The organism is Pseudomonas sp. FW305-70 (genome assembly GCF_058783925.1).
In genome coordinates, this window is the sequence record NZ_JBYSYZ010000074.1 from 1 (window position 1) to 11,978 (window position 11,978).

The following is an 11,978-nucleotide window of genomic DNA, read 5'->3' on the forward strand; positions in this document are numbered from 1 at the left end:
CGCGAAGGCGGTGTGTCAGTCGACGTAAATTTCGAATGACACACCGCCTTCGCGAGCAAGCCCGCTCCCACATGGGGATTTTGCAAGGCTTAAACGCGGAACTGGTCCATCAGACTCTGCTGCTGGTTCGCCAGGCTGTTGAGCGACTGGCTGACCCGTGCCGACTCATTGGCCTGGCCCGACAGCGACTCGGTCACGTCGCGAATGGTCGCCACGTTGTTGTTGATCTCCTCGGCCACCGCGCTTTGCTCTTCGGCGGCGCTGGCGATCTGCATGTTCATGTCGTTGATCACGGTCACCGCGTCGCCTATCTGGCGCAGCGCGGTCACAGCCTGGCCAACCTGCTCGACACTGCCCTGGGCCTGGCGATGACTGTTGTTCATCGAACCCACCACGTCCTGGGTGCCGCTTTGCAGTTGTTCGATCACCAGACGGGTTTCCTCCACCGACTCCTGGGTACGCCGCGCCAGGTTGCGCACCTCATCGGCGACCACGGCAAAACCGCGCCCGGCCTCACCGGCACGGGCCGCTTCGATCGCCGCGTTGAGGGCCAGCAGGTTGGTCTGCTCGGCAATCGCGCGGATCACTTCCAGCACCGTGCCGATTTTTTCGCTGTTGGCTGCCAGGCCTTCGACCTGAACCATGGCCGCGCTCATGTCGGCGGCGAGGTTGTCGATGCTGGCAGTGGTGCGGTCGATTACGGTCAGGCCCTGACGGGTCGCCTGATCGGCATCGCGGGCGGCGTGTGCCGCTTGCGCGGCGCTGCGGGCGACGTCCTGGGCGGTGGCGCTCATTTCGTGGGAGGCGGTGGCAACCTGATCCACCTGTCGATATTGCTGCTCCATGCCGGCGCTGGTCTGGGTGGCGATGGCGGACGACTGGTCGGCGGTGCTGCGGGCGTCCTGCACCGAGCGTTTCACTTCGGCAATGATCGGCTGCAGCTTGTCGAGGAAGCGGTTGAACCAGCCGGCCAACTGGCCCAGTTCATCTTTCTTGTCGTAGGCCAGGCGACGGGTCAGGTCACCTTCGCCACTGGCGATGTCCTCGAGCATGTGCGCCACGCCGAGAATCGGTCGGGTCACGCTGCGGGCCATCAGCCACACCAGCACCAGGCCCAGCAGCGCGGCGAGCACGCCCAGGCCGAGTTCGACCAGTGTGCCGGCGGTGTTGCTGTCGTCCAGTTGCTTTTTCAGGGCTTCGGCGGGGCCGACCAGGACTTTCTCCGGCACGTCGAGCAGTACGCCCCAGGACTTGCCGCCGGGAATCGGCTGGAAGGGGGCCAGCACTTTCAATTGCTGATGGCTGTGCAGGCTGGCGGTTTTGCTGCTGGCGGCCAGCATGCGCAGCAGTTCGGTACCGCTGGCCTTGTCCACGGCATCCAGGCGCTGGCTGAGTTTGCTGGCGTCCGGGCTGTAGCCGGCGAGCAGGCCCGCCGGGCTGATGATGCTGACACTGGTCTGGCCGTCGTAGAGTTTCTTGCTGGCCCCCAGGCTGACCGCTTGCAGGCTGTTGAGGTTGATGTCCACCGACAGCGAGGCGATCACCTTGCCGTTGACCATCAGCGGGAAAACGATGCTGGTCATCAGCACGTTCTGGCCGTCGATCTCATAGAAGTAGGGTTCGATCACGCACGGCTTGAGCGTGGTGCGCGGGCAGGTGAACCAGGCGTTGGCCGCTTCGCCGCTGGGGCCGGTGCTGGTGTCGGCCATGTCCTTTTCCGGCAGCGCCATGGACGTTAGCTTGCCCGGCGTCGGCTGCGACCAGTAGAGGGCGAAACGGCCCTTGTTGTTGCTGCCCAGTTCCGCCTGGCCGGTGAACAGTTCGTCCTTGCCGTCCAGCCCGTTGGGTTCGAACACCAGGGACAGGCCGAGCAGGTCCGGATTGGCCTGCAGGGCCGACTTGACCTGGCGGGTCAGGTCTTCGCGCAGGTCGAAGGCATCGAGGAAGCGCTTTTCGGCTTGCTCGCGCAAAAACAGCACCTGCCGGGAGAAACCGTGGCCGTACTGATAGGCGTCCATGAACTGCTGGCGAATTCCCAGTGCCTGGTTCTCGCCCTGGGACTCGATCCGGGCCTGGGCCGATTCGGTCAGCATCTCCATGCTCGAGGCTTTCACCAGCTCGGAGCTGTGCTCCATGCGGTACAGCGAAAGACCCACCAGCAGGGTCACGATGCTCGCCAGGCACAGCCCGGCCAGCAGGGTGATTTTCCATTGAATGGAAAGTTGTCTGAGCGACATGGAGGCGTCCTTATTCGATAAATATCTGAGACTTTGCACTGTAGCGGCATAAAAGCAGCTTTCTTGAGCGACAAGCTTCAAGCTGCAAGCCGAAAACACAAAAGCTTGCGGCTTGAGGCTTGCAGCTTGCCGCTGCTTCATTCAAAGTGCGCGCCCTCTAATAAAACCCATTCCTGTTATCCGCTGGCGGCTCACGCAGACTGCCGGCCGGACTCTTTCCGTTTGTCACGAGGTTACGAAATGAATGCAGTCATTGCTGCGGTCGGCATCATGCTGGTGCTCAGCCTGTCCCGCGTGCATGTGGTGATCGCCCTGATCGTCGGTGCGCTGGTAGGTGGCCTGACCGGCGGCCTGGGCATCGAGGCGACGCTCAAGGCTTTCAACAGCGGCCTGGGTGGCGGGGCGACGGTGGCGTTGTCCTACGCCTTGCTCGGTGCCTTTGCCGTGGCCATTGCCAAATCCGGCATGGCCCATGCGCTGGCCGACAAGGCGCTGGCGATGGTCGATCGCCAGCACGCCAGCGGCGGCGGTCAGGTTAAATGGCTGCTGATTGGCCTGCTCTGGGTCGTGGCCATCGCCTCGCAGAACATCCTGCCGATCCATATCGCGTTTATTCCGTTGCTGGTGCCGCCGCTTCTGTATGTGCTGACCAAGCTGCAACTGGACCGTCGACTGATCGCCTGTGTCATGACCTTCGGCCTGATCACGCCCTACATGTTCCTGCCGGTGGGCTTCGGCAATATCTTCCTCAATGAGATCCTGCTGGCCAACGTCGCCCGCAGCGGTGTGGACATCAGCGGTATCAACGTGACCCACGCCATGGGCATTCCGGCGCTGGGCATGGTGGCGGGCCTGCTGATCGCGTTTGTCAGCTACCGCAAGAAGCGGGTCTACGACCTGGCGAAAATCGAGCAAGTCGAGCAAGTGGCGGTGCAATACAACCCGCTGAGCCTGATGGTGGCCGGGGTGGCCATCGCCGCGGCGTTCATCATTCAGTTGCTGCTCGATTCGATGATTATCGGTGCACTGGTCGGCTTCCTGATTTTCTCGGTGTCGGGCATCGTCAAATGGCGTGACACCGATGACCTGTTCACCGAAGGCATGAAAATGATGGCGATGATCGGTTTCATCATGATCGCCGCCTCGGGCTTTGCCGAAGTGATGAAGGCCACCGGTCAAGTGCAGACGCTGGTCGAGTCGTCGGCGTCGTACATCGATCACAGCAAAGGCATTGGCGCCTTGCTGATGTTGCTGGTGGGGTTGCTGGTGACCATGGGCATCGGCTCGTCGTTCTCCACCGTGCCGATTCTGGCGGCGATCTTCGTGCCGCTGTGCGTGCAACTGGGCTTCAGCCCGTTGGCGATCGTGTGCATCGTCGGCACGGCCGGTGCCTTGGGCGATGCCGGTTCGCCGGCCTCGGACTCGACCCTCGGCCCGACCTCCGGCCTGAACATCGACGGCCAGCACCATCACATCTGGGACACCGTGGTCCCGACCTTCCTGCACTACAACCTGCCGCTGCTGGCGTTTGGCTGGGTGGCGGCGATGATTCTGTAACACCCCTTGTCCCTGTGGGAGCGAGCCTGCTCGCGAAGGCGGCGGCACATCCAGCATCGATGTGACTGACACACCGCTTTCGCGAGCAGGCTCGCTCCCACAGGGGATCACCAGTGTCCTCAATGACCGCGTTCAACTTTTGACCTGGCATGCCGTTAAAGCTTCTAACCACGCCAACAAAAACAAAAGAGTGAACGTCATGCGCATGAGCCTCAAGGCCAAAGTCCTGTCCCTTGCCGTCCTCCCGGTGCTGCTGTTTGCGCTGGTCATCAGCCTGACCACGCTGTTCATTCTTCAGGAGCAGGCCCGCAAGGAAGTCGAGCAGACCCGAGAGCGCCTGCTCAGCGATGCCAAGGCGACCCTGCAAAGCTACGTGGCCGTGGCCATGACCGCGATCAAACCGCTGTATGACGCAGCCGCCCCCGGCGACGAGGCGGCGCGGGCCCAGGTGATCAAGCTGCTGTCGAGCATCACCTATGGCAAGGACGGCTACTTCTTTGGCTACGACTCCAACACCGTGCGCCTGTTCAAGGCCAACAGCCCCGAAGGCGTAGGCCAGAGTTTCAAGGACAATCGCGACCCGAACGGTGTCTACGTCAACCGCGACCTGGTGAAAGTGGCCAGGGACGGTACGCACTACCTGCAATACAGCTCGCCATTGCCCGGCAACACCCAGGTGCTGGTGCCCAAGCTCGGCTACACCGAATACCTGCCCAAGTGGGACATGGCGGTGGGCACCTCGGTCAACCTCGACGGCATCGAAGCACAAGTGGCGGTGGTCCAGGACAAGGTCCAGGAGCGCATGCAAGGCATGGTGCTGAGCATCGTCGGGGTGGCGCTCGTGGTGTTGCTGGTGATCGCCGCTGCCGGGATGTTGCTGGCCAACACCATGCTGCGTCCGCTGCACTTGATGAAAGCCAACCTCGACGACATCGCGGCGGGCGAGGGTGATCTGACCCGCCGCCTGACCATCACCAGTCAGGATGAACTCGGCGAACTGGCCGGCTCGTTCAACCGGTTCGTCGACAAGATCCATGGCCTGGTGCGTCAGATCAGCGAAATGACCTCGCAACTGACCGGACTGGTGAATCAGGTGTCCGACCAGGCCAATCGCTCGGACCAGGCCATGGAGCGTCAGCGCCATGAGACCGATCAGGTGGCCACGGCGATCAACGAAATGTCGGCGGCGGCCCAGGAAGTGGCCAAGAGCGCGCAGAACGCCGCGGTGGCAGCCCAACAGACGGATGAAGAAGGCCAGGCGGCCAAGCGGGTGGTGGCCGGCAGCATCGAGAAGATCCATGCGCTGGTGGACGACATCCGCAGCAGCGGCGTGTCCCTGGACAGCCTGCAAAAAGACGTGTCATCGATTGTCAGCGTGCTGGGGGTGATCCGCTCGATTGCCGATCAGACCAACCTGCTGGCGCTCAACGCGGCCATCGAAGCCGCCCGCGCCGGCGAGGCCGGGCGCGGTTTTGCGGTGGTGGCCGATGAAGTGCGGGCGCTGGCCAGCCGCACGCAAATCAGCACCCAGGAAATCCAGGGCATGATCGACCGCCTGCAGGCCGGCACCCAGTCGGCGGTGGAGGCGATGCGTCGCTCCAGCGAGGCGGGCGACGGTACCTCGGCCCAGGCCAACGAGGCGGGGGCTTCGCTGGACACCATGGCCCAGTTGATCGCGACCATCAATTCGATGAACGCGCAGATCGCCAGCGCCGCTGAAGAACAGACCGCCGTGGCCGAAGAGATCAACCGCAGCGTGCATCAGATTGCCGTGGCGGTGGACAACGTCGCCGACGAAACCCAGCTCGGCGCGCAGACTTCGCGCAGCCTGGCCGAGCTCGGTCAGCGCCTGGGCAGCCTGGTCGGGCAGTTCCGTATCTGATTAAAGCTGTTGTGGCGAGCGAGCTTGCTCGCGCTGGGCTGCACAGCGGCCGCAAAAAACGGTGAGCGCTACGCACTCAAGCGGGGGCAAGCCCCCCTCGCCACAGAAGATCGCAGCCTGCGGCAGCTCCTACACTTACGGTGTGCATCTGAGCACTGACGACCACACAAGAGGAGTCAGACCCATGATTGACCGTGAAAGTATCTGCGATTGTCCGAAATGTTCCTGCAAACTCGGTGAACATCCGATTGCCCGTCACGGCAAGCATTATTGCTGTGAAGCCTGCGCCAAACACCATGAGCACGGCGAGGAGTGCGCTCATAAAGGCTGCAAGTGCTCCCATGGCTGACGGCATTCACGACAAGCTGTAAAAAGTGGAGCCTAGTCCGGCTCCACTTCCAGCCTGAGGCTGTCGTCCTCCAGGCGTTCGCTGTGGCGAACGGTGCCCTGCAAGCGCCGCCCTTCGACCCACAGCACCAGGGTCCTGGCTTGCTCCAGGTCTTCCGGCAGTGGCGCCGGGACGCGTACGGCAAAGCAAAACGGATCATTTTCGACCGCTTCCAGTCCGATCCGGCACTTGGCACTTTTGGTGATGCGGCCGGCCTGCGTGTCCAGGCCATAGTCCAGCTGCGCAGGGCTGTAGACGGATGTCACACTCATATCGCTTCCCCCGAACGTGACGGTTGCCAGTGATCAGTTCGCCGGCCGCCACTTGACGTTTTCCACGCCGAATTTTTCAGCCATCGGCTTGCTGGTCTTTTGCACCTTCTCGCGTCCAAATCGGGGAATTCGCCCCACCCCCGCGTCACAGCTGGCCCAATGCCAGGCTTCTGCGTTATCCATTTTTTCCAGTCGGATAATGAATGATTTCGCAGTGCCATGGAGTGTGTACTCGATGACGAATAATTTTGCACTGTTCATAAAGCCCCGGTTCCTCCCTGTTGTACATAAAAGGATCGCGTGCCATCAGGAAAATTCACTCGGATTGTCGGATGCCGGCTGATCCTGTTGCCATAACCCACAGTGGCCAGTATCCACCAGCGTATCTCCTACAAAGAAAAAGGCGCGTTTGCTGTAGGATTGGTTACCTAGACTTCAAGAGGTGACCCTATGAGCGAGCCGATTCGCCTGACCCAATACAGTCACGGCGCCGGATGCGGTTGCAAAATTTCCCCCCAGGTGCTGGAAGTGATCCTGGCCGGCAGCGGGGCACAGAATCTCGACCCGAAACTCTGGGTCGGCAACGCCTCGCGTGACGACGCGGCGGTGTATGCCATCGATGAAGAACGCGGTGTGGTCTCGACCACCGACTTTTTCATGCCGATCGTCGACGATCCCTTCGATTTCGGCCGAATTGCCGCCACCAATGCCATCAGCGACATCTACGCCATGGGCGGCGATCCCTTGATGGCGATTGCGATCCTGGGCTGGCCGGTGAACGTGCTGGCGCCGGAAATCGCCCGGGAAGTGATCCGCGGTGGCCGTTCGGTGTGCGACGCAGCGGGTATCCCGCTGGCAGGCGGACACTCCATCGACGCACCCGAGCCGATCTTTGGCCTGGCCGTCACCGGCCTGGTGGAAAAGCGCCACATGAAGCGCAACGACACCGCCACCGCCGGTTGCCTGCTCTATCTCACCAAGCCCCTGGGCATCGGCATCCTTACGACGGCCGAGAAAAAGGGCAAGTTGCGCCATGCCGACATCGGCCTGGCCCGGGACTGGATGTGCACCCTGAACAAGCCCGGCAGCCGTTTCGGCAAGCTCGATGGCGTGACCGCGATGACCGACGTCACCGGTTTCGGCCTGCTCGGGCACCTGGTGGAAATGGCCGACGGCAGTCAGCTCACGGCGCGCATTGAATATGACCGAGTACCGCGTCTGCCGGGTGTCGAGTATTACCTCGAACAGGGTTGCGTACCGGGCGGTACGCTGCGCAATTTCGACAGCTACGCCAGCAAGCTCGGACGCCTTCAGGAGTTGCACAAACGTGTGCTCTGCGACCCGCAGACCAGCGGCGGCCTGCTGATTGCCGTAACACCGCAAGGCAACGAGCAGTTTCTTGCCGTGGCCGCCGAACTGGGCCTGAGCCTGGAGCCGATCGGTGAACTGGTCGAGCGACAGAGCAACGCAGTCGAGGTGTTTTGATGTTCGTCGACTGCACCGATTACCGCGACATCTTCCTCAACGACCGGCCCATGATGGATGCGCGCGCGCCGGTTGAATTCAACAAGGGTTCGTTTCCCGGTGTGATCAACCTGCCGTTGATGAATGACCATGAACGCCAGCGGGTCGGCACGTGCTACAAGCAGCACGGCCAGCAGGCGGCCATCGTGCTCGGGCATCAACTGGTATCGGGCGCGGTCAAGGCTGAACGCATCCAGGCCTGGGCCGATTTTGCCCGGGCGCATCCGGATGGCCTGCTGTATTGCTTTCGCGGCGGCCTGCGCTCGCAGATTGTCCAGCAATGGCTCAGGGACGAGGCCGGTATCGACTACCCACGGGTGGGCGGCGGCTACAAGGCCATGCGTACCTTCCTGCTGGACACCCTCGATCAAGCGGTTGCCCAGTGCGATTTCGTCCTGCTGGGCGGGATGACCGGTACCGGCAAAACCGAGGTGCTCACGCAACTGGGCAACAGCGTGGACCTTGAAGGTCATGCCAACCACCGCGGCTCCAGTTTCGGCAAGCGCGCCACCGGCCAGCCTTCGAACATCGACTTCGAAAACCGCCTGGCCGTGGATGTGCTGAAAAAACGCGCCCGGGGTATCGAGCAGTTCGTATTGGAAGACGAAAGTCGTGCGGTGGGCAGTTGCGCGTTGCCGTTGCCGCTGTACCAGGGCATGCAGCAGTTTCCGATGGTCTGGCTGGAAGACAGCCTGGAAGGTCGGGTCGAGCGGATCCTGCGCGATTACGTGGTGGATCTGTGCGCCGAATTCATCGACGTGCATGGCGAAGACGGCTTCGCACTGTTTTCCGAACGGTTGCTGGCGAGCCTGAACAATGTGCAGAAACGCCTGGGCGGCGAACGTCATCGGCGCATGCTGGATTTGATGGAAGAGGCGCTGGCGGAGCAGGCCCGCAGTGGCGCGGTGGATCTGCACCGGGGCTGGATCGAAGGGTTGCTGAGCGAGTATTACGATCCGATGTACGCGTTCCAGCGGGAGAAGAAAGGTACGCGGATCGAGTTTGCCGGGGAGCGGGGGGCGGTTCTCGAGTATTTGCGCGAGCGGGGCAGCCAGAAAGGTTGAGGCTGTTTTTGCCGGCCTCTTCGCGAGCAAGCCCGCTCCCACAGGGTTCAGTGTGGGAGCGAGCTTGCTCGCGAAGGGGCCAGCTCAGACAACGCATGCCTCAGGTCGGGCAGGTTTCGGCGCCGTTATCCAGACCTTGCTTGTACACATGGCTCTGCAAACTGGCCTTGCCGTTGTGCCAGGTCAGGGTGAGCACATACAGCGAGTCGTAGTCGCTGGATTCCCAGTCATCGGTGATGGTCGTTTTCTTGCCGGTGGCGTCGCCGGCCACCTTGTTGATCAGCTCCGGCAGGTAGCCGTGCGACCAGGCGGTGTAGATGACCGAGTTGTGATACTTGTCGTGAAGCAGTTCATTGGCCAGGTCGCTGGTGTCATTGGCGGAGAAATTGATGTTCACCGGCAGGCCCAGCTTGATGGCGCTGGGGCTGATGGTCATCAGGGGACGGATGTAGCTGTAGGAATTGTCGAACTCGCCTTCCTCGACGTTACGGGTCGGGTTCGCCGCAAACACGTAGTCGGCCTTGCCGAACTTTTCCGGCAGCAACGTGGACAGGTCGATGGCGCGGTTCAGCCCCTGGCAATTGAGCTGGCCGAGGCCGCCGTCGGGTTTTTCTCCGTGGCGCAGGAAGACCAGCGTCTGGGTGCCATCCATCGGTTGGGCGCGACTCAGGCCGGATTCCAGCAACAGGAACACCGCGCTGACCGCCAGCAAGGCGGGCAACAGCAGGTAGGCGCGATGTTTAAAACGTTTGGCAATATTGAACAGATTCATGAATAAAAGGTTCTTCAGCGCAATTCGGTTAAGGCTGACAAACCTTTACACCACGACTTTCCAGCGTCGGGTGTGTTCCATGTCGTTGAAGCCGGTCCGTTTTCAAAGGGGTGGTGCTCAGAGTCCCCTGAACCCATTTGGTTCGATTCCGGCCAAGAGCGCAGCAATGTACCGGTAACCTTTGGCGGATTGCAGTGAAGGTTATCGACAGGATGTTGCGGATTTATGGACAGGTTACACCTGATGGTGGTGAAACCGTCGTGATCTCTTTTGATCTCCTCTATCAGCGAGATTGATGGCTCCAAGGGGTCGCTGAGCCGATATCTCCATTATGATCGTCACTCTCAATGTCTTCGTGGATCCTGCCCATGACCGATTTGTCCGCCTTCCCCATCACCCGCAAATGGCCTGCCCAATACCCGGAGTGGATTCAGCTGTACTCCTTGCCGACCCCCAACGGCGTCAAGGTTTCGATCATGCTCGAAGAGATCGGCCTGCCGTATGAGCCTCACCGGGTAGGCTTCGACACCAATGACCAGATGTCCCCGGAATTCCTGTCGTTGAACCCCAACAACAAAATCCCGGCGATCCTCGACCCCCACGGTCCGGACGACAAGCCGCTGGCGCTGTTCGAGTCGGGAGCGATTCTGATCTACCTGGCCGACAAGAGCGGGCAACTGCTGGCCCAGGAATCGGCCGCGCGCTACGAAACGATTCAATGGCTGATGTTCCAGATGGGCGGCATTGGCCCGATGTTCGGCCAGCTCGGGTTCTTCAACAAATTCGCCGGCAAGGACTACGAAGACAAGCGTCCCCGTGATCGCTATGTCGAGGAGAGCAAGCGCTTGCTCAAGGTGCTCGACGGCAGGCTCCAAGGGCGCGACTGGATCATGGGCGAGCGCTACACCATCGCCGACATCGCCACTTTCCCGTGGGTGCGCAACCTGATCGGTTTCTATGAAGCCGGCGATCTGGTGGGCATTCAGAACTTCCCTAACGTCACACGGGTGCTGGAGCGCTTCCTGGCACGGCCGGCGGTGGTGCGCGGGTTGCAGATTCCAAGCCCGGTCGCGGGTTGAAACCATCCCCTGTAGGAGCGAGCTTGCTCGCGAAAAACGTAAGGGCAACGCGGTCATTCAGACAATGCGCGTTATCGTTAACGACCATCGCGAGCGGGCTCGCTCCTACATCTTGTCCTCTGAAATTCAGGAATTCCCATGTCCAGCCAGTTCCCCGAAGCACGCCCACGCCGTCTGCGCCGCAATGCGAGCCTGCGCAGCCTGTTCCAGGAGACCGAGTTCAGCCTGAACGACCTGGTGCTGCCGATTTTCGTCGAAGAAGAGATCGACGACTTCGTACCGATCAAAAGCATGCCTGGCGTGATGCGCATTCCCGAGTCGAAGCTGGCCGGCGAGATCGAGCGCTACGCCCGTGCCGGGATCAAGTCGGTGATGACCTTCGGTGTGTCCCATCATCTGGACAGCAGCGGCAGCGACACCTGGCGCGATGACGGCCTGGTTTCGCGCATGTCGCGCATCGCCAAGGACGCGGTGCCGGACATGATCGTGATGTCCGACACCTGTTTTTGCGAGTACACCGACCACGGCCATTGCGGCGTGCTGCACAACCATGAAGTCGACAACGACCAGACCCTGATCAACCTCGGCAGGCAAGCCGTCGCGGCGGCCCGAGCCGGTGCCGACGTGATCGCCCCGTCGGCGGCCATGGACGGCCAGGTCCAGGCGATCCGCCGGGCCCTCGATGACGCCGGGTTTACCCAGACGGCGATCATGGCCTATTCGACCAAGTTCGCTTCGGCGCTCTATGGTCCGTTCCGCGAGGCGGGCGGCAGTGCGCTCAAGGGCGACCGCAAAAGCTACCAGATGAACCCGATGAACCGCCGCGAAGCGGTGCGCGAGTCGCTGCTCGACGAACAGGAAGGCGCCGATGCGCTGATGGTCAAGCCGGCCGGTGCCTACCTGGACATCATCCGCGACATTCGCGAAGCCTCGCGCCTGCCGCTGTCGGCGTATCAGGTGAGCGGTGAATACGCGATGATCAAGTTTGCCGCCCAGGCCGGGGCCATCGATGAAGACCGCGTGGTGCGCGAGAGCCTGGGGGCGATCAAGCGTGCCGGGGCGGACCTGATCTTTACCTATTTTGCGATGGATCTGGCGTTGGCCGGGATCTGAAACCCGACACATTCCACCCTGTGGGAGCGGGCTTGCTCGCGAAGGCGGAGTGTCAGTGACAAATGTATTGACTGACACTCCGCCTTCGCG

General features: G+C 61.6%; 11 protein-coding genes and 1 pseudogene. 7 read left to right on the forward strand and 5 right to left on the reverse strand.

Translation table 11 applies throughout. From position 1 onward, the window contains the following. Positions 1-89 precede the first annotated feature (89 nt). Both AC3WN7_RS28115 and AC3WN7_RS28120 read right to left on the reverse strand, forming a co-directional pair. Positions 90-845, reverse strand: coding sequence for a methyl-accepting chemotaxis protein (locus AC3WN7_RS28115; RefSeq protein WP_413423127.1), 756 nt, complete (start codon positions 843-845; stop codon positions 90-92). A 102-nt stretch (positions 846-947) separates the two neighbouring features. Further along, positions 948-2,378 (reverse strand): annotated as a pseudogene (locus tag AC3WN7_RS28120) (methyl-accepting chemotaxis protein); the annotation flags it as partial. Between the two features lie 99 nt (positions 2,379-2,477). Here AC3WN7_RS28120 and AC3WN7_RS28125 point away from each other — a divergent pair. From AC3WN7_RS28125 to AC3WN7_RS28135, 3 genes are all read left to right on the forward strand, one after another. Continuing rightward, complete coding sequence (locus tag AC3WN7_RS28125) at positions 2,478-3,794, forward strand: Na+/H+ antiporter family protein (protein ID WP_102675800.1); 1,317 nt, start codon at positions 2,478-2,480, stop codon at positions 3,792-3,794. A 205-nt stretch (positions 3,795-3,999) separates the two neighbouring features. After that, complete coding sequence (gene ctpM / locus AC3WN7_RS28130; protein ID WP_492575436.1) at positions 4,000-5,676, forward strand: methyl-accepting chemotaxis protein CtpM; 1,677 nt, start codon at positions 4,000-4,002, stop codon at positions 5,674-5,676. A 184-nt stretch (positions 5,677-5,860) separates the two neighbouring features. Then, entirely contained in the window at positions 5,861-6,025 is a 165-nt protein-coding gene (locus AC3WN7_RS28135) for a metallothionein (RefSeq protein ID WP_015094211.1), read from the forward strand. Positions 6,026-6,057: 32 nt separating this feature from the next. On the opposite strand, the gene AC3WN7_RS28140 is transcribed toward AC3WN7_RS28135, so the two are convergent. Both AC3WN7_RS28140 and AC3WN7_RS28145 read right to left on the reverse strand, forming a co-directional pair. After that, positions 6,058-6,336 (reverse strand): hypothetical protein, encoded by a 279-nt coding sequence (locus AC3WN7_RS28140; RefSeq protein WP_095968257.1) that lies wholly within the window; start codon positions 6,334-6,336, stop codon positions 6,058-6,060. Between the two features lie 33 nt (positions 6,337-6,369). After that, positions 6,370-6,597: a DUF6555 family protein gene (locus AC3WN7_RS28145; RefSeq protein ID WP_095968256.1), complete on the reverse strand. Its 228-nt coding sequence runs from the start codon at positions 6,595-6,597 to the stop codon at positions 6,370-6,372. Positions 6,598-6,786: 189 nt separating this feature from the next. On the opposite strand from AC3WN7_RS28145, the gene selD reads away from it, so the two are divergent. Both selD and mnmH read left to right on the forward strand, forming a co-directional pair. Next, the gene (gene selD / locus AC3WN7_RS28150; protein ID WP_007979269.1) at positions 6,787-7,821 is read left to right on the forward strand and encodes a selenide, water dikinase SelD; all 1,035 of its coding nucleotides are present in this window, start codon (positions 6,787-6,789) and stop codon (positions 7,819-7,821) included. After that, entirely contained in the window at positions 7,821-8,924 is a 1,104-nt protein-coding gene (mnmH, locus tag AC3WN7_RS28155) for a tRNA 2-selenouridine(34) synthase MnmH (RefSeq protein WP_207258352.1), read from the forward strand. Before selD ends, mnmH begins: the two co-directional genes overlap by 1 nt. 100 nt (positions 8,925-9,024) lie before the next feature. Here the strand turns inward: mnmH and AC3WN7_RS28160 are convergent, their stop codons facing one another. Further along, on the reverse strand, positions 9,025-9,696 hold the full coding sequence (locus AC3WN7_RS28160; protein ID WP_102675798.1) for a histidine phosphatase family protein: 672 nt from the start codon (positions 9,694-9,696) through the stop codon (positions 9,025-9,027). A gap of 368 nt (positions 9,697-10,064) precedes the next feature. Here AC3WN7_RS28160 and AC3WN7_RS28165 point away from each other — a divergent pair, with 368 nt between their 5' ends. Together AC3WN7_RS28165 and hemB are read left to right on the forward strand one after the other, a co-directional pair. Next, positions 10,065-10,775 carry a glutathione S-transferase family protein gene (locus AC3WN7_RS28165; protein ID WP_015094216.1) on the forward strand — a complete coding sequence of 237 codons (711 nt, stop codon included), beginning with the start codon at positions 10,065-10,067 and terminating at the stop codon, positions 10,773-10,775. Positions 10,776-10,913: 138 nt separating this feature from the next. Continuing rightward, the gene (hemB, locus tag AC3WN7_RS28170) at positions 10,914-11,888 is read left to right on the forward strand and encodes a porphobilinogen synthase (protein WP_046042798.1); all 975 of its coding nucleotides are present in this window, start codon (positions 10,914-10,916) and stop codon (positions 11,886-11,888) included. The last annotated feature ends 90 nt before the right edge of the window (positions 11,889-11,978 follow it).

Excerpts from the sequence above, each read along its gene's own strand:
- AC3WN7_RS28115 (WP_413423127.1), bottom strand. The coding sequence starts at position 845 with ATGGAGCAGCAATATCGACAGGTGGATCAGGTTGCCACCGCCTCCCAC.
- AC3WN7_RS28145 (WP_095968256.1), bottom strand. The coding sequence starts at position 6,597 with ATGAACAGTGCAAAATTATTCGTCATCGAGTACACACTCCATGGCACT.
- ctpM (WP_492575436.1), top strand. The coding sequence starts at position 4,000 with ATGAGCCTCAAGGCCAAAGTCCTGTCCCTTGCCGTCCTCCCGGTGCTG.
- AC3WN7_RS28135 (WP_015094211.1), top strand. The coding sequence starts at position 5,861 with ATGATTGACCGTGAAAGTATCTGCGATTGTCCGAAATGTTCCTGCAAA.
- selD (WP_007979269.1), top strand. The coding sequence starts at position 6,787 with ATGAGCGAGCCGATTCGCCTGACCCAATACAGTCACGGCGCCGGATGC.
- AC3WN7_RS28165 (WP_015094216.1), top strand. The coding sequence starts at position 10,065 with ATGACCGATTTGTCCGCCTTCCCCATCACCCGCAAATGGCCTGCCCAA.
- AC3WN7_RS28140 (WP_095968257.1), bottom strand. The coding sequence starts at position 6,336 with ATGAGTGTGACATCCGTCTACAGCCCTGCGCAGCTGGACTATGGCCTG.
- AC3WN7_RS28125 (WP_102675800.1), top strand. The coding sequence starts at position 2,478 with ATGAATGCAGTCATTGCTGCGGTCGGCATCATGCTGGTGCTCAGCCTG.
- mnmH (WP_207258352.1), top strand. The coding sequence starts at position 7,821 with ATGTTCGTCGACTGCACCGATTACCGCGACATCTTCCTCAACGACCGG.
- hemB (WP_046042798.1), top strand. The coding sequence starts at position 10,914 with ATGTCCAGCCAGTTCCCCGAAGCACGCCCACGCCGTCTGCGCCGCAAT.
- AC3WN7_RS28160 (WP_102675798.1), bottom strand. The coding sequence starts at position 9,696 with ATGAATCTGTTCAATATTGCCAAACGTTTTAAACATCGCGCCTACCTG.